The 23703-nt window shown below is 55.3% G+C and carries 18 protein-coding genes; 9 read left to right on the top strand and 9 right to left on the bottom strand.

What is annotated here, in order from left to right; genetic code table 11:
- The first annotated feature begins 57 nt into the window (after positions 1-57).
- A complete protein-coding gene (locus LX66_RS14165; RefSeq protein ID WP_145714587.1) occupies positions 58-489 on the top strand; it encodes an SRPBCC family protein in 432 nt (143 codons plus the stop codon).
- A 131-nt stretch (positions 490-620) separates the two neighbouring features.
- On the opposite strand, the gene LX66_RS14170 is transcribed toward LX66_RS14165, so the two are convergent.
- On the bottom strand, positions 621-3788 hold the full coding sequence (locus LX66_RS14170) for a TonB-dependent receptor (protein ID WP_145714589.1): 3168 nt from the start codon (positions 3786-3788) through the stop codon (positions 621-623).
- A gap of 255 nt (positions 3789-4043) precedes the next feature.
- Between LX66_RS14170 and LX66_RS14175 the strand changes: the two genes are divergently transcribed.
- Positions 4044-4454 (top strand): SRPBCC family protein, encoded by a 411-nt coding sequence (locus LX66_RS14175; RefSeq protein WP_145714591.1) that lies wholly within the window; start codon positions 4044-4046, stop codon positions 4452-4454.
- 30 nt (positions 4455-4484) lie between these two features.
- Entirely contained in the window at positions 4485-4871 is a 387-nt protein-coding gene (locus tag LX66_RS14180; RefSeq protein WP_244620399.1) for a nuclear transport factor 2 family protein, read from the top strand.
- Positions 4872-4897: 26 nt separating this feature from the next.
- Here the strand turns inward: LX66_RS14180 and LX66_RS14185 are convergent, their stop codons facing one another.
- Positions 4898-6202: an acetyl-CoA hydrolase/transferase family protein gene (locus LX66_RS14185; protein WP_145714593.1), complete on the bottom strand. Its 1305-nt coding sequence runs from the start codon at positions 6200-6202 to the stop codon at positions 4898-4900.
- Positions 6203-6270: 68 nt separating this feature from the next.
- Positions 6271-6699, bottom strand: coding sequence for a hypothetical protein (locus LX66_RS14190; protein WP_145714594.1), 429 nt, complete (start codon positions 6697-6699; stop codon positions 6271-6273).
- 175 nt (positions 6700-6874) lie between these two features.
- On the opposite strand from LX66_RS14190, the gene LX66_RS14195 reads away from it, so the two are divergent.
- The gene (locus LX66_RS14195; RefSeq protein WP_145714596.1) at positions 6875-7213 is read left to right on the top strand and encodes a winged helix-turn-helix transcriptional regulator; all 339 of its coding nucleotides are present in this window, start codon (positions 6875-6877) and stop codon (positions 7211-7213) included.
- A gap of 20 nt (positions 7214-7233) precedes the next feature.
- Here LX66_RS14195 and LX66_RS14200 read toward each other — a convergent pair whose 3' ends face one another.
- On the bottom strand, positions 7234-8160 hold the full coding sequence (locus tag LX66_RS14200; RefSeq protein ID WP_145714598.1) for an extracellular catalytic domain type 1 short-chain-length polyhydroxyalkanoate depolymerase: 927 nt from the start codon (positions 8158-8160) through the stop codon (positions 7234-7236).
- 110 nt (positions 8161-8270) lie between these two features.
- Positions 8271-8666, bottom strand: coding sequence for a VOC family protein (locus tag LX66_RS14205; protein ID WP_145714600.1), 396 nt, complete (start codon positions 8664-8666; stop codon positions 8271-8273).
- Positions 8667-8818: 152 nt separating this feature from the next.
- Between LX66_RS14205 and LX66_RS14210 the strand changes: the two genes are divergently transcribed.
- From LX66_RS14210 to LX66_RS14230, 5 genes are all read left to right on the top strand, one after another.
- Positions 8819-9415, top strand: a complete 597-nt coding sequence (locus tag LX66_RS14210; RefSeq protein WP_145714602.1) for an RNA polymerase sigma factor — start codon at positions 8819-8821, stop codon at positions 9413-9415.
- 147 nt (positions 9416-9562) lie between these two features.
- A complete protein-coding gene (locus LX66_RS14215; RefSeq protein ID WP_145714604.1) occupies positions 9563-10504 on the top strand; it encodes a FecR family protein in 942 nt (313 codons plus the stop codon).
- 92 nt (positions 10505-10596) lie between these two features.
- Positions 10597-13971: a SusC/RagA family TonB-linked outer membrane protein gene (locus LX66_RS14220; RefSeq protein WP_244620400.1), complete on the top strand. Its 3375-nt coding sequence runs from the start codon at positions 10597-10599 to the stop codon at positions 13969-13971.
- Between the two features lie 19 nt (positions 13972-13990).
- Positions 13991-15787 (top strand): RagB/SusD family nutrient uptake outer membrane protein, encoded by a 1797-nt coding sequence (locus LX66_RS14225; RefSeq protein ID WP_145714608.1) that lies wholly within the window; start codon positions 13991-13993, stop codon positions 15785-15787.
- A gap of 58 nt (positions 15788-15845) precedes the next feature.
- Complete coding sequence (locus LX66_RS14230; protein WP_145714610.1) at positions 15846-16961, top strand: glycoside hydrolase family 76 protein; 1116 nt, start codon at positions 15846-15848, stop codon at positions 16959-16961.
- A 9-nt stretch (positions 16962-16970) separates the two neighbouring features.
- On the opposite strand, the gene LX66_RS14235 is transcribed toward LX66_RS14230, so the two are convergent.
- The 4 genes from LX66_RS14235 to LX66_RS14250 all read right to left on the bottom strand — a co-directional run bounded on the left by LX66_RS14235 (position 16971) and on the right by LX66_RS14250 (position 23696).
- A complete protein-coding gene (locus LX66_RS14235) occupies positions 16971-18074 on the bottom strand; it encodes a hypothetical protein (protein ID WP_145714611.1) in 1104 nt (367 codons plus the stop codon).
- Between the two features lie 162 nt (positions 18075-18236).
- Entirely contained in the window at positions 18237-19223 is a 987-nt protein-coding gene (locus LX66_RS14240; protein ID WP_145714613.1) for a GlxA family transcriptional regulator, read from the bottom strand.
- A 44-nt stretch (positions 19224-19267) separates the two neighbouring features.
- Positions 19268-20092: a CheR family methyltransferase gene (locus LX66_RS14245; protein WP_211366216.1), complete on the bottom strand. Its 825-nt coding sequence runs from the start codon at positions 20090-20092 to the stop codon at positions 19268-19270.
- A gap of 25 nt (positions 20093-20117) precedes the next feature.
- Entirely contained in the window at positions 20118-23696 is a 3579-nt protein-coding gene (locus tag LX66_RS14250; RefSeq protein ID WP_145714615.1) for a response regulator, read from the bottom strand.
- Between the last annotated feature and the right edge of the window lie 7 nt (positions 23697-23703).

Genomic DNA, 23703 nt, shown 5'->3' on the forward strand with positions numbered 1-23703 from the left:
TCTTATATATTGCAACCGTTTGGTTACAGAATGCGTAAATAACAAAAAACCACGATCATGCAAAACGAACCGCTAATACTTGAACGGACCTATAACGCGCCTGTTGACAAGGTATGGAAGGCCATCACCGACAAGGACAATATGAAGCAATGGTATTTTAATATCCCGGAATTTAAACCGGAAGTAGGGTTTGAATTCCAGTTTGAAGGTGGTACGCCGGAGAAAAGCTACCTGCACCTCTGTAAGGTCACAGAAGTAATACCCGGCAAAAAGCTGACCTATAGCTGGCGTTACGAAGGTTATGCGGGCAATTCGCTCGTTACGTTTGAACTGTTTCCCGAAGGCGATAAAACCAGGCTAAAGCTCACGCATGCCGGCCTGGACACTTTCCCTGCAGATGCGCCGGACCTGGTCAGAGAGAACTTTGTTCAGGGCTGGACAGAGCTCATTGGCACCTCCCTGAAGGAGTTTGTAGAGCAGGCAGCATAGATCAGGTTATTAAAACACCAAATGTAAAATGTAAAAGTTGGAGGACATGCTTCAAGGTAGCATTAGTGGCTGTATTATACACTGCTACCAACTTTTACATTTGAAACTTTATATTTTACATTTTTCATTCTCTAAAACCCGTACCGGACGCCCAGTTGCAGTTGCCAGGGATTGCCGGAAGGGGTGATCACGCCTGCGTTCACATTCACATTATAGTCGTACATAGTGGTCACCGGGTCAAAGCCGCCCAGGGAGTACAGGTTCTGCTTGCCCAGGGTTTTGGAAGCGCCCCAGTCCCTGTTCAGCATGTTGGCTACGTTGAAGATGTCGCAGGACAGTTCAATGTGCTGCTTTTTATACAGGTTGAACCTTTTGGACACCCGCAGGTCCCATACGCCGTAAAAACCGTTCACGCCGCCGTTGCGCTCCGCTATCTCCCCGGTGCTTTTACGGATGTAATCTTTCAGGCCCTGGTCGGCGCGGGGATTGTCCAGGATGGACCGGAGGCCGTTGCGGATCTGTTCCGGCACATTGGGATCATTGATATTGAACACGTAGGCCAGGTCATTGGAGCTTACAAAATCGCCATTCACATTACCGTTCACGGCCAGCGAGTAGCGGGTGCCGCCAATACCGGAGTAGCGTATGCCCACGTGGATGCCGTAGAAGGAAGGCAGGGTGCCGTAGAATACCACCTTGTGCCGGAACTGGTTGTCGGAGTAGGTCATCCGGCCCAGGTCGCGCGGGTCTTCCCTCACCATCAGGGCCAGGGTAGCGGTGTTGGCCACATCGCCGTTAAAGGAGGTGTTATCCCGGGTATCGTTCCAGGTGTAGCTGAATGATATTTCCCCGTCTTTAAAATAACGGTAGGTGCCGTCCACTACAAAAGCAAACTGGTTTACCTTGCCGCTGCTGTTCAGCTCCATGACGCGGCCGATGCGCCCGCTTTTGCGCCCCTGCATCCAGTCCGTAGCGCCATTGTCCGTATCGATGGTGCTGGCCGGCACATAGACGCCGCGGTTCCCTTCATTGGCTAAACGAAAATAGGGCTGGTCCACCATGTTGCGGTCCACGTACATATAGTTGTTGCGCGCCAGGCTGGCAAAGAAGGTGAGGCCCATCTTCAGGTTATCTGTAATAAAGCGGTTGTAAGAGATGTTGCCCTTGTATACCACCGGTATGCGCGCATCCTCGCCGTTCATATTGATGGTGGCCAGGCGGGGCACGCCGGGCAGGTTAAACAGCTCCTCGCCGGGCGCGGTGGACGGGTCTTTACGGTAGCCGGGAAAATTAGGCGCCGGTACATTGGCGCCCTGTATATCTACGGAGAGTACTTTGGTGCCGTCAAACAGCATGTTGTTGATCATCGCGTAGTTGTTGATGTCGGAACCGAAGATGCCGGCGCCCACACGCAGGAAGTCGCGGTGCTTTTCATTGATGTCCCAGTTGAACTGTATGCGCGGCTGCACCTGGAAGGTTCGCAGGGAATGGTCGGTGCGCAGGCCGAGGTCCTCATACACCGCCTGGTTAAAATTGGCCTTGTCCAGGTAGGCGGTATAGTCGGCGCGTATGCCGGCGATCATTTCAAACCCTTTGAATAGTTTGGTCTGCATCTGCGCGTACAGCGCCCCGTTCAGGATGTGCTGGTTCAGGGCGGGGTTGCCGCCCAGCGCTATTTCGCGGGCATAGCGGTAGGGGGTGAGGTTGTCAAAATTGTCCAGGCCCGTAAAGTAGAAGCGCCCGTTCATTTCACTGCCATACAGGGAGTTCATGTGGCTGTACATGATGTCCGCGCCAAAAGTGTAGTTGGCCTTGTTGGTATTGAAATATACATTGTCCACCAACTGTATCACGTTATTATAGAAATGCTCCGGGGAATAGCGCTGCCCGCCGAGCTGTATGGAGGTAAAGGCCCTGCTGCCGTTGATGTTGGACTCCACCCGCTCCACGATGGCGCGGGGTATGTTCTGCCCCGGCAACTGGCTGCCCGGCGTGCTTTCCTCGAAGGTGTACAGGTGCTGCAGCTTCAGCTCGTTGGTAAGGCGGGGACTGGCTACAGTGCGCAGGGTAGCCAGCAGGCTGTTGTTAATGGCTTTGGCGTCGCCGTACACTTCATACAGGTTGATGGAGGTATTGTCGCCGCGTCCCAGCGGGTTGCGGTCATTCACATAGTTATCGCGGATGGTGAGCAGGTTCTTCTCATTCAATTGCCAGTCCACCCGGGCAAAGATGGCGTCGGTGCCGCGGTCCTTGTCAAAGGAGCCGAACTGCGGCGTATTGGCCACCCCGTACTTATCGCGTGCTATCTGCAGGTAGCGGTCCAGGGTAGCCTGTGTTACGTTCAACCTTCTTTCATCTTCCGGCGACTGTATATCCGCGATCTGCAGCGGGCGTGCTTCCGCCTGGTGGTCCCAGGCTACAAAGAAGTGCGCTTTATCTTTTACAATAGGGCCGCCCAGGCTGAAGCCGTACTGGTAGGTGGAAAATTCGTTCCTCAGTTTGTTGCCCCGGATATCGTAGTTGCTGGATAGCCAGTCCGCCCGGCCGTAAATAAAGGCGCTGCCGGACAGCGTATTGGTGCCGGACTTGGTAACGGTGCTGATGGTACCACCCCCGCTGCGCCCATAGGTTACATCGTACTGGTTGGTCACCACCTTGAACTCGCGGATGGCCTCCATGGAAATGGCGTAAGGGCCGCCAATGCGGGCATTGGTGCCGGCGCTGGAAGTAGGGTTCTTGGCCGTCATCCCGTCGATGGTGATGTTGGTGGAGGAGGCCAGTTGCCCGGACAGGTTGTTGCCCCGGCTCAGCGGCGACAGGTCGGTGAGCGAGGTGAAATTACGCCCGTTCACCGGCAGGCGGGCAATGTCGCGGGCTGTAACAGCGGTAGCCGCTCCAAAGTTCTCCGTTTTGTTCTGCAGGCTGGAGGCAGACACGGTGACTTCCTGCATGCTTACAGCAGAGGCATGCAGCTCCATGTTCACCCGCAGCAGGTCACCCTGGTTCAGCATGTACCCCTTTTGCTGTTGCCCGGCGTATCCCATAAAAGTGGTAGTAATGGTGTAAGGGCCACCCAGGGGCAGCTCCTTGAACAGGTACTCGCCTTTGGCATTGGTAATGGTTCGGCTGGTAAAGCCGGTGGACTCGTTCCGGACCTGTACGGATGCGCCCGGAATGGCTTGCCTGGTCTCGTCGGTAATGGTACCGTACACGGAGGCTTGCGTGGTTTGGGCAAGCACAGGGCTCCCTGCATAGCTACAGAGGAAGCTACAGAATAATAGGTAAATCAGGTTTTTCATCTGCTAATAAGGTCTTTTCAATTGTCAGATGGAACCTCGCAATATGCTCGGTTTCATAACACTAAAATAGTAGACCGCCTGCAGGAATTGTATACCCTGCCGTTATTCGTAACATAAAATTCATTTTGGGGGAGAAAACCCGGGTGCTGTCTAAATCAGCCCACCATAAAGTCTATTTCACACGCTGCCAAAGTAGTATTCCGGCGATAGTTTTGTTGTGCAAACAAATCAGTAAAAACACATAAAACGAAACTTATGGCAGAGATCAGACACAATGTAGTGATAAAGGCTGCACCCGGAAAAGTTTACGAGGCTGTTACCACGCAGGAAGGCATCGAGCATTGGTGGTGTAAGCAGACCACGGCAAAACCCGAGCTGGGATTTGTGAACGTCTTTACATTTGGAAAGACCCGGAACGAAATGAAAGTAACCGGCCTGTCGCCCGGTAAAAGAGTGGAATGGGAATGCCTGGATGCAATTGAGGAGTGGATCGGCACCAGGATATCCTTTGACCTGGAAGAAAGGAACGGGCATACGCTGTTGCGTTTTACCCATGCCGGCTGGAGAGCGGTGACGGACACCTTTGCGGAGTGCAACTATCACTGGGCATTATTTATGAAAAGCCTGAAATCCCTTTGCGAAACCGGGAGCGGCACCCCTTCCTGAATAAAGATCCAATTTGTAAAACATAAAATCATGACAACAATGACCAACAACAAAACCCTGACCACTGCTGAAGTGGCGGCCCGCTTCCATGAACTGGCCCAGCAGGAAAAATGGTTTGAGATCCAGGACGAGTTCTTTGCGGAAAATGTTCGTAGCATAGACCCCCCGGATTCCCCGTATTTCGGGTATGCAGAAGGCAAGGCCGCTGTTCGCAAAAAAGGCGAAGACTTTGTGAGCCGGATAGAAGCGGTTCACCGCGCGTATACCACCGGGCCCCTTGTTACCGGCAATCATTTTGTAGTGGGAAGAGAGAAGGATATCACTGTGCGTCCGCATGGAAGAATACAGATCAGCCAGATCATGCTGTATGAAGTGAAGGATGGCCAGATTGTACTGGAGCAGTTCTTTTACCGTTAGGCCCCTGTGTAAAAAAAACGGTGAGCTTATGAGCCCACCGTTTGCATTCCCGTCTTCACAAACCGTTCATAGTATGCTTTTTCCAGCCATTCCCGGTGATCGGGATGCGCCAGTGCTATCAGTGCTTTGCTGCGTTGCTTCAGGCTTTTGCCGAAGAGATTGACCGCCCCGTATTCCGTTACCACCCAGTGCATGTGCCCGCGGGTGGTCACCACGCCGGCCCCTGTTTTCAGGTAAGGCACAATGCGGGAAACCCCTTTGCTGGTTACAGACGGCAGCGCAATAATGGGTTTGCCGCCGGGGGAGAGGGAGGAGCCGTGCATAAAGTCCATTTGCCCGCCGATGCCGGAGTACTGGTAGGTGCCGATGGAGTCTGCGCACACCTGCCCGGTAAGGTCTACCTCTATGGCGCTGTTAATGGCCACGGCTTTGGGATTCTGGCGGATCACGCTCGTATCGTTCACATAGCCGATGTCCATCACGCGGATGGCCGGGTTATCGTCCACAAAATCATACAGCCGGCGGGTGCCTGCCATAAAAGCGGTCACGGAGCGGCCGGTGTTCACTTTCTTCAGGCGGTTGTTGATCACGCCTTTTTCGATCAGCGGTATCACCCCGTCGGACAGCATTTCTGTATGCAGTCCCAGGTCCTGGTGGTTGCCCAGGTTCTTCAGCACCTGGTCGGGAATATTGCCGATACCTACCTGCAGGGTAGCGCCATCCTCTATCAGGGCCGCCACGTTCCGGCCTATCTGTGCCGTAACCGCATCAGCTTTGGAGGAATAGTTTACTTCCGGCAGCGTTGCTTCCTGCCATACCGTGGCATGGAATTTTGAAATATGGATAAACCCTTCCCCGTGCGTGCGGGGCATTTTGGGATTGATCTGCGCAATGACATATTTGGATACCTCCACCGCCGCCCTGGCAATGTCTACCGAAGTGCCCAGGGAGCAGTAGCCGTGCTTGTCCGGCGGAGATACCTGTATCAGCGCTACATCCAGCGGGAGGATGCGCATGCGGAACAGTTGCGGGATCTGGCTCAGGAAAATGGGCACATAGTCGCCGTCGTCGCTGTTCACCACTGCGCGCGTGGCGGCGGATACGAACAGGGAATTGATATAAAAGCTCTTGCGGTACAGCGGGTTATTGAAATCCGTATCGCCCAGTATGGTAATGCTTACCAGCTCCACATCTTTCAGCTCGGCGTGCCTTTCCTGCAGCGCCTTTAAAAGGTGGTCGGGTGTGGCGGCGCTGCCGTGCACAAATACCCGGTGGCCCGATTGAATGCATTGGACCGCTTCTGCAGCGGTAACATGTTGTCCGGTCGTCATAGTGATGTTTTATTGCTGAATGCTGCCGCAAAAGTAGGGCCGTATGTGATCGTAAAACATGATGAACGTCAGGAAACGGGCTGATCATGATTCCTGCGGGCTTTAAACAACCCGGTCATCGCACCGGCCAGCGGGAGCACCAGCAGCGCCTGCAGTATGCCTGTAAGCTCGAAAATGACATTGTTGGGCTTTTCATAAGTGGGCGGCGGGAACAGGCGGTCAAAAACCGGTATGGGCAAGCCCAGGAAATACAGCAGGTTCTTTACGGCATGGTTGTACAGGCCTTCAAATAACCCGATCCCGGCCAGCGGGATCAGGGTCACCAGTCCCAGGTATGCCCACCACAGCCAGCGCCCGGCGGTAGCGCGTATCATGGCGTAGTACAGCGCCGCCAGCAGGATGATCACCGGAATGCTTACCAGCAGCACATGCAGGCGGAAATGCGACTGGTAGATAATTGCCCCATAACCATGATGTAAGGAAGTAAGCACCATCATTCCTATAGCAGACCGGTGTACTTGCCGTAAACTTTTTGAATATTGCATCTTGTTTTTTGCACAAAGATTATTTTTATAGCATGGTGCAAACAAGTAGTCAGTATAACAGGAGATAGTACTGTTTTTATGACCATTGCTGATTTTAAACCAGATAGCGCGTAAAATTATTTTTATCATGTACAAGAAAGATCAGCACCCTGTAACAAACACTTACGATCCTGCGGTATGCCCGGTAGCCCGTACGCTGCAGATCATTGGCGGCAAATGGAAGCCGCTGATACTGTACCTGGTGTCAGAAGATATGAACCGCTTCAGCAAATTGTCCCGCTGCCTGCCGGGCATCAGCAAGCATATGCTTACCCAGCAACTGCGCGAGCTGGAAAGCGACGGCATACTTACCCGTACCGCTTACCCGGAAGTGCCGCCCAGGGTGGAGTATGCGCTAACGGATAAGGGCCGCAGCCTGCGTATTATTACCATGGCTATTTTACAGTGGGGACAGGAGCACCTGTGAGATTGCCTGTCCTAAGCTGGTCAGGGGAGTGTAAACTGCCGGAAAAAGTCCCAGATCAGGTCATTGGCATTGATGACCGTGGAAGGCGTATCTGCCCAACTGGCGCTTTTATGCCCGCCCGGCCAGGCATGGCCGCCATCCTGCGTAAGATAGCACCGCATTATCACCCCGTTGGCGCAGGAGTACCATTCTGTCAGCCGGTAGGTCCCGTCGTCCTGCAGCACGCGTGACCCGCCGCAGGTATCGAGGGAAGACCACACCTGTAGCACGGAGTCCACAGGCGGAAAATAATAACCGCCTATGCCAATGCCGCCCAGGTAGGGTACTTTGGTATCTTTTGCGGAATGTACGTGCAGTATAGGCACCGGCCTGGAGGGCTGGCAGGGCGGCTGCACCTGCATGGTGCCGCTTACCGTTGCAATGGCGGCAATTTGCTGTGGTATTTCACAGGCCAGCCGGTAAGCCAGCATGGCCCCGTTAGACATGCCGGCCACATATACTCTTTTGGGATCTACCTTGTAGTCGGCTGATACCCGGCTGATCAGCTCACTGATAAATTTTACGTCGTCCACATTATGGTGCATGGCGTAATCGCAACATTTGCCGGCATTCCAGGTTCTTACGCCAAATAACCCGTCGGAAGGCACGCCATCGGGGTACGCCACTATGAACTGCCCGGACTCGGCCTTCTGCGAAAAGTTGTAGCTGCGCTCAAACTGGCTGGCGCTGCCGCCGGTGCCGTGCAGCCCAATCACCAGCGGGAAACGGGCCGTGTCGTTTTCATAATAGCCGGAGGGCAGTTGCAGCACAAAGGTCCGCCGCCACTCGTCCACGTTCATCACGCCGTTGAAACGATATGTTTTATTAACAGGAGGCGTACCGGTATCGCTGCAGTTAGTGAACAGTAAAACAGAAAGCAGGGAAAGCATGGAAAGGAGATGTCCCATTGTCAACGATGTTGTTTTATGGGGCAAAGAAAGGTACGCCGTCCTGCAATGCACAGCACAGCGCCGGTGAAACGGCCTTTTTGCCGGCTGAAACGGCCGTTACCCGCGGCTTATTTCTCCTCCAGCACGGACAATATATTGCCTGCAGGGTCCTCGAACCAGGCTATTTTGATGCCGCCGCCGCTGGCAATTCCTTTTTCATTGGTGGCTATATCGCCCTCATATTGCAGGAAGCGGATGCCGCGTTTGGTAAGCTCCGCTACTGCTTTTTCTATGTCCGGCACCGGGAAGTTGAGAATGGTAAAGGTAGCCGGCGTATGGTTGGGCTTGGGATACACCAGGATGTTGTTGCCACCCGCGATATGCAGGGTCAGCATTTTCATGCCCGGGTCATCCGTCGGCAGGTCCTCCGTTACTTCCAGCCCCAGTGTGTCCTGGTAAAATGCTTTGGCCTTTTGCAGGTCATCCACGGAGAAACCGCTGTATGCTTTTGTTTGCTTGAACATGGCAGGGTGTTTTAGTACAAAGGTATCTTCAACAGCCATGCCGGAAGGGTGGTGTATGCGCCAATATGCAGGGGGGAACGGGCGAAAAATAAGCCGTTTTTTAAGCGAGAATATTATTTTTGTTTCGGATACACACACATATCCCGATCCTTATGCAGGCAAAACCAATCAGTGACAGTGAACTGTTGCAGTCTATCCAGAGAGATGATGTAGCCGCATTTGAAATACTGTATGACAGGTATTGGAAAGCGCTTTATACAAGGGCCTGCCAGCGCGTGGACAAAGATGAAGCAAAAGATATGGTGCAGGAGGTGATGATCACGCTGTGGAACCGGCGGAAAGAGATCAGCCTGAAAGAGAACGGCGAGCTGGGAGGATATCTATTCACCGCCATCAAATACCGCGTGATCAGCCATTACGCCTTCAGCCAGGCGGAGATCAAACAGGTGTCCTTTTTTGACGTGCTGGACGCCATGCCGGTTGATAACCTGGAAACCAAAGACCTGCAGCGGCAGATAGAGGCGGAGGTGAGCAAGCTGCCCACCCGCATGCAGGAGATCTTCCGGCTGAGCAGGGAAGATGAATACTCGATTGCCGAAATAGCCAAACGCCTGGGCCTGTCAGAACAAACTGTCAAGAATCAGCTTACCGAAGCACTGAAAAGGCTGCGCAACTCCCTGCAATCCCGTACCGCCGGGGAATGGGCGCTGGTATTATTTTACCTGTTCTGCCATTTCAATAGTAAATAGTCGCATTTTATTCCTATCCCCCTATGCAACGGATCTAAACGCCCTTTCAGACAGCGGGCGCTACCTGTCTTTTATTTTTTTAAAAAAAATCCGGTACTGCCTAGTACCAGGTACCGGTTTTTCATATAATCCAATAAAACGCAGCCTTTGGAAGCAGGAAAAGTAAAACAGTTGTTGCAGCGGTACCTGTCCGGGCAGGTATCCCGGAAAGAAACCGAAGTAGTGGACGAGTGGTACCAGTCATTTAACGATGCGGCCGGCGCAGACCTTTCTGAGCAGGAAGCGCAGCAGGTAAGAGCGGAAATATGGCAGCAGGTGTCTTCGCAAATTGCAGTTACTAAAACGTTTTATCTCCCCGCCTGGGCCAGGATAGCCGCCACCGTGCTGCTGCTGGCAGGAGCGGCCCTGGTATCCTACCTGCTCATCTCCCAGCGTAACAGCCCCGTACAGTACACCGAAGTGCGCACCGCCGATGGCGAAAGAAAGACCCTGCACATGGAAGACGGCACCGTGCTTACCCTGAATGCCGGCACCACGCTCCTGGTAGCGAAAGACCTGTCGGAAGAAAGAAGGTTGCAACTGGTGGACGGCGAGGTTTTCTTCAACGTGCAGGGCGATACCCGGCGCCCTTTTATCGTGGAGAGTGGCCCCCTCGTCACCACGGTGCTGGGCACGGCTTTTAACGTGGCGGCCTACGCCGGTATCCATACCCTGCGCATCGCCGTGGCATCCGGTAAGGTAAGCGTAACGGGCAAAACCGGCGCCGCCGCTGATGTGCTGGAAAAAGGCCGGGCGCTGGTATATGACAGGCGGCAGGATACCCGCCGGCTGGAACCGTTCGGGGAGGGCCAGCCCGCCTGGATGCAGGGCCGGCTGGTGCTGAACGACGTTTCTTTTGATGAAATGGCCGTGCTGGTAAAGAAAAATTTTGGTATCACCCTGCTTGCCCGGCAGGAGCAGGTAAGGGAAAGCCGCTACACTACGGAATTGCAAACAGATATGACGCCCGCCGCTGCCGTGGAAGTACTGGCCGCTATCCACCACCTGAAAATATCCGGCAGCGGCAACCAGGTGACCCTGTACCAATGAGCCCATGATCCTGCAACCCATAAACAAACTATTCCACGTTCACCAATATCATCATAATCGCTTAATGCCTTTGAAACATTAAAAATTCACGCATGAAAAAATTGAACACAAAGCTCAGGAAAGGGACGCTGGCTTTTGTATGGCTCCTGACGTGCGCCTTCACGGTACTGCCCGTATATGCCGGGCAGGGGCAGGTGCTGAAGGAGACCATGGTCACCGCCACCTTAAAAAGCGGTTCGCTGGAATCCGCTATCAAACAGTTGCAGCAGCTCACCAAAGTTACATTCGCCTATGACAAACAACTGTTACAGCATTATTCGGTAGAAAAATACCGCTTTTCAAAGACCACGCTGGAAAAAGTGCTGCAGGAGTTGCTGCAGGGCAAATCCCTTGGATATAAAGAGGTGAACAACATCGTGGTGATCAGCAAAAAGGAAAATGCATCCGCGGCGCCGCGGGCTGCCGCCAGGGCCGACATCGTGGTGTCGGGCGCCGTGGTGGATGAAAAAGGTGCGCCCCTGCCGGGCGTAAGCGTGGCGGTAAGGGGCGTGAGCACCATGACCACCACGGATGAACAGGGCCGCTACAAGATCATCGTACAATCACCGGAAGCGGTGCTGGGCTTCAGCTTTATCGGTTATGAGACCGCCGTGGTAACGGTAGGTGCGCAAACCACCATCAACGTGCAGCTAAAACTGGCCAGCCGCGCGCTGGACGAAGTAGCGGTAGTAGGTTTTGGCACCCAGCGCAAGGTTAGCCTGGTAGGTGCGCAGTCCACCATTAAGCCGGCCGAATTCAAGCAGCCGGCGGCAGATATTTCCACGATGCTGGCCGGCCGCATTGCCGGCATTGTGGGCGTGCAGCGCTCCGGTGAGCCGGGCAAGAGCGGGGCCGACATCTGGATACGCGGCATCGCTACCTTCGGCGCTGGCAACAAGGCCACGCCGCTCATACTGGTAGATGGCGTGGAACGCTCCATCAACAACATCTCGCCGGAGGATATTGAATCCTTCACCATCCTGAAAGACGCCGCCGGCACTGCCGTATACGGCGTGCGCGGGGCCAACGGCGTAATACTGCTGAAAACAAAAACCGGCAAGGTAGGCAAGCCGCAGATCTATTTCGATTACTACGAAGGGGTGAACACATTCACGAAGCGGCCGGAAATGCTGGATGGCATCACGTATATGAACCTGGCCAACGAGGCCCTTACCACCCGCAACCAGAATCCCAAGTACTCGCAGGAGTACATTGAAAATACCCGGTCCGGCGCAGACCCGCTGCTGTACCCGAATGTGGACTGGATGGACGCCGTGTTCAACAAATACGGCCATACCCGCGGCGCCAACCTGAATGCCAGCGGCGGCGTGGAAAATGCGCAGTACTATGTATCCGTGGGATACTTCAATGAAACGGGCTTCCTGAAAACGGACGACCTGGCCAGGTACAACTCCTCCCTCAAATACAACCGTTATAATTTTACCAGTAACCTGAACCTGCGGGTCACCAAAAGCACCAAACTGGATGTAGGCCTGCAGGGGTATTTCTCCAACGGCAACTACCCCGCCATTGGCAGCCACGATATTTTCCAGAGCGCCATGGACGCATCGCCGGTGGCCTATCCCATTATGTACCCGGGCAACCTGGTGCCGGGGCAGGCGGCCAACGGCGGTTTCCGCAATCCCTATGCAGACCTCACGCGCAGGGGCTACCGCAATGAATTCAAGAACCAACTGTATTCCAACCTCCGCGTAACGCAGGAGTTGGACTTCCTGACGCAGGGGCTGAGCGCTACGGCCATGTTCTCTTTCGATACCTATAACCAGAATTATATCATCCGCTCCAAGCGCGAGGATACCTATTTCCCGGACCCCAGCCAGCCCTATAACCCGGATGGTACGCTGAACCTGGTGAAAACCTTTACCGGCGACCAGTACCTGGGCTTTGACCGGGCAGATGGCGACCGGCAAACCACCCGCCAGTTCTACACGGAAGCGGCCATTAACTACGACCGCCTGTTTGGCCGGCACCGCGTAACGGGCCTGGGCCTGTTCTATTCCAGCGACCGGACCAATACGCTGGCCAATGATTTCATTAACTCCATTCCCGAAAGATACCTGGGCTTTGCCGGCAAGGCTGCCTACGCTTATGACGACCGCTATTTCGTGGAGTTCAACTGCGGCTACAACGGGTCGGAGCTGTTTGCCCCCGGTAACCGCTTCGGCTTTTTCCCCGCCGTGGGCGTCGGCTGGCTGGTGTCTAACGAAAAGTTCTTCGCACCCCTGAAGAACGTGATCAATTTCCTGAAGTTCCGCTATTCCAACGGTAATACGGGCCTGGGCAGCGCAAACGAAAGGTTCCTTTATATTACCACCCTGAACGATAATGCCGTGGGATACGATTTCGGGAAGAACCGGGAGAACGCCGGCGGCATCAGCATTAACCGCTATGCTACGGATGTGCGCTGGTCCGTTTCCAACAAGCAGGACCTGGGCATTGAGCTGCGCATGCTGAATGAGAACCTGCATATCGTAGTGGACCTCTTTAAGGAGCACCGTACCGGCATCTTCCTGCAAAGGGCCTCCAACGTGGCTTTCATGGGACTGGAGAACCAGCAGTACGGCAACCTGGGCGTAGTGGACAACAAGGGGATAGACGCTACGCTGGAATATTTTGCGAAGATCGGAAAGGTAGACGTTTCTGTACGCGGCAACATCACGTACAACAAAGACAAGCTGGTAGAGGACGACCGTCCCCCGCAGGCATATCCCTGGATGAATCACCGCGGCAACAATATCCTGGCGCGCTATGGCTACATTGCGGAAGGCTTGTTCCAGAGCGAAGACGAAATTGCCAAAAGCCCCGTGCCCGGCGACCGCTCGCAGGTAAAGCCCGGTGATATCAGGTACAGGGATATGAACGGCGATGGCCTGATCAACGCCTATGATGTAACGAAGATCGGCCGCGGCGATGTGCCGGCCCTCGTATATGGTTTTGGTTTTAACGTGGCGTACAAGGGCTTTAACGTAGGCGTACTGTTCCAGGGCCTGTCACAGGCAGACCGTATGCTGCAGGGCTCCGCCATTATTCCCTTCAATGGCGGCGGCGGCTTAACGAATGCCTATGCCATTGCTACCGACCGCTGGACGCCGGAAAACCCGAACCCGGATGCTTTCTATCCCCGCCTGGCCTATGGTGAAGCGGAGAACAAGAACAATACGCAGGCCAGCTCCTGGTGGGTGAAAGATGTGAGCTTCCTGCGCCTGAAGTCCGCGCAGATCGCCTATAACCTGCCGGACGGCTTCCTCCGGAGAATGGGCATCCGCAATTCCTCCGTTTACCTGCAGGGCATTAACCTCCTTACCTTCAGCAAATTCAAGCTGTGGGACCCTGAGCTGAATACCGACAATGGTACGTCCTATCCCAACATCCGGACCATTTCCCTAGGTATGAACCTGAGATTTTAATCACGAAGAAAAACTGATCATGCAAAAGATAGTATATATACTCCTGGCGTTCATTGCACTCTCGTCCTGCAAGAAATACCTGGACCAGGTGCCGGACGACCGGCTGACCATAGAAGAAACCTTCCGGACCTGGGCTACCGCCCGCAAGTTCCTGAACAATGTATATGCACGCATACCGGATGAATTCGGGCAGCGCAACCCCGGCGACCAGACCAACCGCGGGCTGTGGACCGGCGGCTCCGATGAAGCGGATTATGTGTGGGGCTTTGTGCAGTCCAACGATGTGAATATCGGCAACTGGGACGCCAATTCCGGTTTTGTAAGGGATTACTGGACCAATTTCTACAAAGGCATCCGCGCCGCCAGCGTGTTTATAGAGAATGCGGACAAGATCACCGATCTTACGCCGCAGCTCATCACCCAGTACAAGGCGGAGGCCAGGGCGCTCCGGGCCATGTATTATTTTTACCTGATGCGTATATACGGCCCCGTAGTATTGCTGGGCGAAAAGCCGGTGCCGGTGGATACCAACCTGCAGATACCGCGCAGCTCATTTGATGAATGCGTGAGCTACGTGGCCGACGAGCTGGCCAAAGCGGCGGAGATACTGCCGGTAATACCCAACAACGACCAGGACTACGGCCGCATTACCAGGGGCATTGCCCTGGCCTTCCGCGCCAATGCGCTGCTGTACAACGCCAGCCCGCTCTTCAATGGCAATACGGACCTGGCGGCCCTGCAGAACAAGGACGGTAAGCACCTGGTCAGCCAGCGCTTTGACGTCAATAAATGGAAAGTGGCCGCAGATGCCTACCGCGATTTTATCGCGGAGTTTGTGCCCGGCACCTACGACCTTTTCAGGAAGAACGGGCCGGACGGCAATTTTAGCGCCTACCTGTCCTGCAGGGACGTGATCCTGACAGACTGGAACAAGGAGGTGATCCTGGCCCGTCCCGGCAATTCGCTGGGCTCGCGCCAGTATGAGCTGACGCCTTACCACAACGGGCAGGGCTCCCGGGATGTAAGGGGCAGCGGCGGCCTGGGCGCCACGCAAAACATGGTGGATGCCTTTTTCATGGAAAACGGCCGCAGCATAAACGACCCGGCATCCGGCTACGTGAGCAGCGGGTATTCCGATTTCCAGGCGCCTTACGATACGCATACCAAAAGCACCTACAATCAATGGGTGAACCGGGAGCCGCGCTTTTATGTGAACATCACCTACGATGGCAGCACCTGGCTCAATACCTCCTTTGGCGAGATCACCACCCGCCTGTACAACACCGGCAACTCCGGCAAGCAGACCGGCGGCAACGATTACACGCCCACGGGCTACATTGTGCGCAAAGCCATGGGCCTGGGCCGCTGGGATGTGCATGACCGCACGCTGATACTGCTGCGCCTCGCGGAAATATACCTGAGCTACGCGGAATGCCTGAATGAAGCGGAGCCCGGCAATCCCGATATTCTCCGCTACCTGAACCTGATCCGCGAAAGAGCCGGCATACCGCAGTATGGCAGCGCCGGGCTGCCGGCCCCTGCCGGGCAGGAGGCCATGCGGGAAGCCATCCGCAAAGAGCGCCGCGTAGAGCTGGCCTTTGAGAACAACCGTTTCTTCGACGTGCGCCGCTGGAAAATTGCGGAACAAACGGAGAACGGTCCCATCTACGGCCTGAACATCAGCGCGGACATGCCGGAGTTTCTGAACGTAGTGGCTTTTGAGACCCGCGTCTTCAATAAAAGACATTACTTTTTTCCCATACCGTCCGATGATATCAATAACGATGCGGAGCTGGTGCAGAATCCCGGCTGGTAGCATCACCCGGACCTGGCAGGTTTTCAAAAACCTGCCAGGTCTTTAAAAAAAATGGCAAATGAAAAAACTTTTCCTATTGATGGCGGCCGGCCTCTTACTGAACGCCTCCTGCAGCAAAAGCAACGGCAGGAATGACTCCATCAACCCGCCGGTGCTGCCGGAGGTGTCTTTTACGCAGCAGGACGCCACCCTGGCCTACAACACGTTCAACGAATATTTCTACAGCCCGGAGGAGCAACTGTATTACGCCACTACGGAGAAAAGGTCTATCGGCTCCATCTGGACGCAGGCCATTTACTGGGACATGGCGATGAACGTGTACAAACGCACCGGCGATCCCGCGCACCTACAAATGGTGCGCGACATCTACGAGGGCGGTTTCCGGAAATATGACCAGTATAACTGGAACAATAAGACCGTATGGTTTATTTACGATGATATGATGTGGTGGATCATTTCCCTGGCGCGGGCGCACCAGCTCACCGGCGAAGACAAATACCTGGACCTGTCCGTATCCGGTTTTAAACGGGTGTGGGACGAGTCCTACGACCCGGCGGAGGGCGGCATGTTCTGGGACTTCAACCACAGTGGTAAAAATGCCTGCATCAACTTTCCTACCGTGATTGCCGCCATGCTGCTGTACCAGGAAACAGGAGAGGAGGCCTACCTGCAGAAAGCGAAGGACGTGTTCCGCTGGGGGCTGGTGAACCTGGCGGACAGCAGCACGGGCCGCATTGCAGACAACAATATCCGGGGAAAGAAAGGCTGGTCGGATTACACCTATAACCAGGGCACTTTTATCGGCGCCGCCGTTATGCTGTACAAAGCCACCGGTGAGCAGGCTTACCTGGACCATGCCAAACAGGCTGCTGATTACACGCAGCGCAGCATGTGCGATGAGCAGGGCATACTGCCGGCAGAAGGCGACTGGAACGAGCAGGGTGTGTTAAAGGCGATATTCGGGCACTACATCATGATGCTGGTGAAAGAAGCGGACCAGCCGCAGTACCTGCCCTGGATACGTAAGAACATCAATACCGCCTGGGGCAACCGCGACGCTGCCCGGGGGCTTACCTACCGCAACTATAAGGTGCCTTGCCCCACCGGCCACATACAGTCCTATGAGGCCAGCAGCGCAGTCATGCTGATGCAGGTTTGTCCTCCGGACAATTAATTCCGTGCGCTAAAAGCGTACGGAAAAACCGGCGTTGATCACGTAATCCGCAAAAGCGGCGTCCCCGTTCACTTTATTGGTGGCCGTGCTCCTGGCTTTGTCGGTAACGCTCTGGGTGCGGTTGCGCACAAAGGCTACCGGCACGGAAGCGTAGAGGCTTACTTTTTTGATCCGGTAAGCTATGGACGGCTCTACGGACCATACATAGCCCGGCCGCCTGAAATCGCCGCTGCCGCCTACCAGGTCATTAACGGGAATCCCTTCCAGGCGTGCGCCCAGGGAGCCCGTAATACGGGAGGTCATGTAGTTGAAGCCTGCGCGGAACATGTACTGGTCCGGTACGCTGCTGATAGCTTCATTGGCCAGCGCAGGCGTCAGGGTTTCGCGGTAGGTGCGGGTGCCGTTCTGCTCCCGCGGGTTCAGCAGGTAATAACCGTTGGCATACATGCCCAGGCGGTTGTTCAGGCTGTAGAAAGCGTTCAGTTCCGCGGTAAGGCCGGTGCCGCCATCGCCCAGTTGTATGGACTGGTCCACGGTTCTCAGCTCTTTGGCGCCATCGGGCCCTACATTGTACCAGTAGTCCTGGTAATCATAATCGCCGGTGGCGAACTTGATGCCCAGGCCCGCCTGTATATTGTAGCGGCTGTGCTTCGCCGGGTCCAGGAGCCAGCGGTACACGGCCATGCGGATATCGCCCAGGCCATAGGAGTGCATGCTGTGCCGTTCATTGTAGTTATTCACCCCGTTCACCAGCCCGTGCTCATACAGGGAGGAGCGGGCGTTGGCCAGCAGGGGCACATCTATCATCACGCTCCAGCGGTTGTTCAGTATGCGTGTTAATGTGAGGTCTATCGCTGTTTGATGGTTGATCACTTCCGTGCCCAGCTCTACTCTTTCCTTTTGTTCTTCCCTTCCTTTAAAGTGCTTGTAGGAACGGAAGTAGCGCGTATTCATGTTAAATATCCATTTGTCCGCCGACAATTCTTCCGGGTGGGGCATCATGCAGGAGGTGCCGCTGCCGCGCAGCGCCACGCAGCCTTGTGCGCGTAGTTCAACAATAGCGAGCAGCAGGATGCCTGCCGCGATGAAAGTGGTTGATAAAATTCTGTTCATACACGTGCTGTTTAAAATTTGGTTGAAGGAGACCGCAGGTATAAGGATACGCTGACGGTTGCATTCATTGTTCACTCATTATGTTAGTTTTTCTACATACGTGGACCGGGGCAAATTTCGTTGCCCGTTGCATGAAAGATAGCAAATTTTTGCAACAAAAACTTATTCTGCCGCGGAGTATACCACCTTCCTGCGGTAAAACTTGTCGCGGTAGGCGGTAGGGGTCATGCCGGTGGTTTTGCGGAACAACTGGCGGAAGGTTTTGAGGTCGTTGTAGCCTGTTTCCAGCATTACTTCCAGTATGCTGCGGTCCGTTTGTTCCAGCAGTCCTTTGGCCGCCTCTATGCGGGTCCTTTGCAGGTATTCGATAGGGGTAAAGCCGGTGGCCGCCTTAAAGCGGCGGGCCAGGTTGCGGCGACTGGCGGGTATCTCGGACAGCAGCTCCTCGATGGTGCAGGTTTCGTTGAAGCGGCTTTCTATGCGTTTCTGCAGGGTGCTTACCAGCTCGTCGTTATGGTGCTGTACCGGCTGGAAAGTGCCGAAATAGGTTTGTTGCTCGCGGTCCATGTCTATAGCGAAGTACTTGGCCACCCGGAGGGTGATGGGGTAGCCGCAGTATTTTTCCACCACGCGCAGCATGAGGTGAAAGCTGTTGGTAGCGCCGCCGCCGGTATAGATGCCCTTGTAGAAGGTGGCGATCTCATTGGCCTTTAGTATCACTTTCGGGAAAGTACGGGCAAATGCGGTAGAGGCATGGATATGCGTGGTAGCAGGCTTGTTGTCCAGCAGGCCGCTGGCCGCCAGCAGGAAAGCCCCGGTGCAGAAGCTGGCTATTTCGGTGCCCTGCCCGTGCTGCTCCTGCAGCCAGGCCAGGCATTCGCCATTGTCACTGATGGCCTGTGCCATATCGCTGGTGCCAAAGGCGGGGATCAGCACGATCTGTTGCCTGGGCGCCTCCTGCAGCAGATACATATCGTGGCCGGAATAGGCCGTGGGCCGGCTGCCGCTGGGATGGAGCAGGGAAATGCGGAAGAAAGGCGCCTCTCCCTCCGCTTCATAATAGCGGTTGGTTGTTTCAAATACATCCAGCATGGCAGCTACACTGAGCAAACGGTGATGCCGGGTGAGTAGGATACCTAGTTGTACCATTGTGCTGTGTTTTTAACCCGTTACAAAATAAGGGTATTTTTCCCTTACATCATTTTTCGCCATATCTTTTCTTTACCGGCCGCCTGCCGGAACTTGCCGGCAATGGCGGAAAAACGGATGTGCTCTTTGGCGCCCAGCACCAGGAAGCCCAGCTTCTCCAGGCTGTCGTCAAAGAGTGTCAGCACCTTGTCCTGCAGGGGTTTGTCAAAATAGATCAGCACATTGCGGCAAATGATCAGGCCAAAGGCATTGAAGGACCGGTCGGATACGAGATTGTGCGTGGCAATGATCATTTTCTGCTTCAGGCGGTCGTCGAATTTGGCCCAGTCGTATTTGGCGGTGTAGTATTGCGAGAAGTCCCGCTGGCCGCCGGACAGGATGTAATTCTCCGAATACAGTTTCATCTGGCTGATGGGGAAAACGCCTTTCCGGATACTGCTGACGGCGGAGGGGTTCAGGTCCGTGGCGTACAGCAGCGATTTGTGCAGCAGGTTGGCCTCGTCCAGCAGGATGGCCATGGAGTACACTTCCTCCCCGGTGGCGCAGCCGGCGTGCCAGATGCGGATAAAAGGCTGCGTGGCCAGCATGGGCAGCACGTTTTCCCGGATGCTTTTGAACACGGAAGGGTCGCGGAACATTTCCGTTACGTTCACGGTCAGCGCTTCCACCAGGCGCGGTAAATACCCGGCGTCGGACCGCACCCGGTACAGCAGCTCCGCAAAGCTGGGGAAACGGTCTATCACCATCAGCCGGTTCACTCTTCTCTGCAGGGAGGCCCTTGTATAGTTGGTGAAGTCATAGCCATAGCGCCGGAATACTTCATTCAGCAGCAGCTCCAGCTCTTCCTTGTGCACGATATTACTGTTCATGTTGTTCATGTGATCCGTTCAGGTCCTATTCATACAGCCACACCCGCAGCAGGGAAATAAGCTGGTCCACATCCACCGGTTTGGTGATGTAGTCCGAAGCGCCGGCAGCGATGCATTTTTCCCGGTCGCCGGCCATGGCCTTGGCCGTTACCGCAATCACCGGCAACCGTTTGTATGCCGGGATCTCCCGTATGCGCCGGGTGGCCTCATAACCGTCCATTTCAGGCATCATCATGTCCATCAGCACCAGGTCCACTTTCGGGGTGTTTCGCAGTTGTTGCAACGCTTCCCCGCCGTCTATGGCAGACACCACTTTTATGCCATAAGTTTCCAGCGCCTTTGTCAGGGAGAAGATGTTGCGCACGTCATCATCCGCTACCAGCACGGTCTTCCCTTTCAGCACCTCGCCCGGCCCGCCCGGTTGGCGCTGGCCGCCGGCAGCAGGCCCCTTTTCATGCTCTTCCACCAGGTGGAGGAACAGCGACACCTCGTCCAGTATGCGCTGGTAGGAGTGCGCCGTTTTGATCACGATAGAGTCTGCATACTGCCGGATGCGCAGCTCTTCCTGGTGAGAGAGGTTCCTGCCGGTGAAAATGATGATGGGCAGGGTTTCGAAGCCCGGCGTCTTTTTCACGTCCTCCAGTATATCGTAGCCATGCTCATTGGGAACGCCCATGTCCAGGATCACGCAATGCACGTCATGCAGGTTGAGCGCCTGGATGCCTTCGCCCACGGTCTTCCTGATGGCTGCCGCTATATTGAAGCGTTCCAGGAAATAGGCGAGGGCCTGCGCATGCTTGTGATGCTCTTCCACGATCAGCACTTTTTTGGGATGGCGGCTCAGCGCATATTCTATTTTCTGGAAAACGGCGCCGAGCTGGTCCAGCGCCAGGGGCTTGTCAATGAAATCCACGGCGCCCCTGGAAAGGCTGCGGGTCTTCACTGCGTGCACGGACATGACATGCACCGGTATGGGCCGGGTGGCGGGATCGGATTTCAGCTCCTCCATGACTTCCCAGCCGCTTTTTACGGGCAGTTGTATATCCAGCAGGATACCCCTGGGCCGGAACTGCCTGGCCAGCGTAAGGCCTTCGTCGCCTCTTACCGCTACAATGCCCTTGTAGCCGTTCTGGCGGGTATAGTCAAGCAGGGAGCGGGCAAAGCCGGTATCGTCCTCAATGATCAGGATCACCTTGTCGTCCGGGGATACCTGGTCACGGTCGTCCGGTATGCCAGCGGGAATATGATCGGCCCGATAGCTTTGGTAGTTGCTGGTATCCGGGTCAGCAGGCTGCCGGGCGTGCTGAGGTGCGGTAGTGGCCGTGACCGTAGCGGCGGCGGCCTGCTGCAGGGGCAGGGTCAGCGTAAAGGCGCTGCCTTTGCCTTCCTCGCTTTGCAGGCTGATGACACCACCCAGCAGCCGGGCCAGCTCCCGGCTGATGGACAGCCCGAGGCCGGTGCCGCCGTATTTCCGGCGGGTGGAGCCGTCTGCCTGCTGGAAGGCCTCGAACACGATCTGCTGTTTATCCGGCGCTATGCCGATGCCTGTATCTTCCACGGTAAAAGAGATTGCGTCTGTCCGTTCTCCGGCAATACGCAGGGTTACGGCCCCCCGGGCGGTAAATTTCAGCGCGTTCGAGATAAGGTTGCGCAGTATCTGCAGCAGCCGCAGCCGGTCTGTTTCTATCATTTGCGGTACCGGTTGCTGTATTTCCACGTTAAAGGCAATGCCTTTGTCTTTTGCCACCGGTGCAAAGAGGGCTTTCATTTCGTTGCTCACATCTTCCACCTGCACAAAATTGTATTCCAGCTCCATTTTGCCGGACTCGATCCTGGAGAGGTCCAGTATCTCATCGATCAGTGTCAGCAGGCCGTTACCGGAGCCCTGGATCACCGAGGCGTATTCCACCTGCTCTTTGTTCAGGTTGCCATGATTGTTTTCCACCAGCAGGCGCGACAGCAGCAGTATAGAATTGAGCGGGGTGCGCAGCTCATGCGACATATTGGCCAGGAACTCGGATTTATACCGGGTGCTTTGCTCCAGTTCGGCGGCTTTGGCCTGTATATCCATGTTGCGCTCCAGTATCAGCTCGTTCTTTTCTTCCAGCAGGCGGCTGCGCTCTTCCAGCTCCTGGTTGGCCTGCTGCAGCTCTTCCTGCTGTACCTTCAGCTCTTCTTCGGAGGCCTGCAGCTTCTGGGACTGCGCTTCCAGTTCCGTATTGATGTTTTCCAGCTCGGTGTGCTGCGCCTGCAGCTCTTCTGCCTGGGCCTGGGTTTCCGCCAGCAGGTCCTGCAGGTGCTGGTGGTTGTGCGCGCTCTGGATGGCCATGCCGATGTTATAGGCGGCGGATTTGAGGAAGGCGCGCATGGCAGGGGAGTAGCTGCCCAGTGTGGCCATCTCGATCACGCCTTTCAGGTTGTTTTCATGGAATACCGGCACGGCAATGATGGAGACGGGCCGTATGTCGCCTGCCGCATAGCTGACCACCATTTCTGCTTCCGCCACCTGCTCCAGCATTATTTCCCGGCCGGAGAGGGCGCTCTGCCCCGCCAGCCCTTCACCCAGGGCGATCTCCTGCCTGATGCCGTTCCTGTTCAGGCCTATGGTGGCGGTAAGCCCCAGGATATCCTCCTGCTGCAGCAGGTAAAAGGCGCCCAGTTGGGAGTTGGTATATTCGCTGATGAACTCCAGGATGTTATAGGTCAGCAGCCGGGGCTCTTTTTCGCCCAGCATTTTTTCGTTCAGCGTGGCGATGCCGGTTTGCTGCCATTCGCTTTCCGCCAGCCGGGTAAAGGAATTGTCCAGCGATATGGCCATTTTGTTCAGCGACCCGGCCAGGGAGCCCAGCAGGTCCTGCGTAGCATCATCTACCCGTATCCGGTAATCGCCGGCGGATATTTTGTCGGCCAGCCCCTGTATGATGGTGATACGGTCCGTTACATCCTGGTCTTTCTGCTCCAGCGCCTCCTGCAGCTTCCTTCTTTTTTCAAAGTCGGCGTTTACGCGCAGGAAGGAAACGGTGGTCAGGATAATGGCCAGCAGGGAAGCGATCAGTATCAGCCCGGAGGTATAGGCGGCAAACTGGCTGACGTTGGCGGTGCGCTCATGCAGGTAGGTTTGTTCGCGGGCTTTCATCTGCTGCACCAGGTCCCTGATCTCGTCCATCAGTATCCGGCCGTCGTCCAGGTAGGAGAGCCGGGGCATCTGGCCCTGCTGCTTGTCGTCTATCAGCGCCTGCAGCAGCGTAAAGCGCTTTCCCACCACATCCTTTAACCGTGTAATGCTTTGCTGCTGCTCGGGGTTGTCCTGGGTAAGCGCCTGCACTTCATCGATCAGGCGCTCGGCATTTTCCAGCGCGCCGTTATACGGCTCCAGGAACTCCGGCTTCCCGGTCAGCAAAAAGCCGCGCTGCCCCGTTTCGCCGTCCTTCAGGATGGACACCACGTTCTCCAGGCCGATGATCACTTTATTGGTATGATCTATCCGGTCCTGGCTGTACAGCAGGTTGCGTATGCTGATAAAAGAGGCTACCGAGCTGGCGATCAGCAGTAAAAGCGAAACGCCGAACCCGATGATCAGGTTTCTTTTAAAAGACGAATGCATGTATCAA

Source organism: Chitinophaga japonensis, assembly GCF_007830125.1.
Classification (GTDB): domain Bacteria; phylum Bacteroidota; class Bacteroidia; order Chitinophagales; family Chitinophagaceae; genus Chitinophaga; species Chitinophaga japonensis.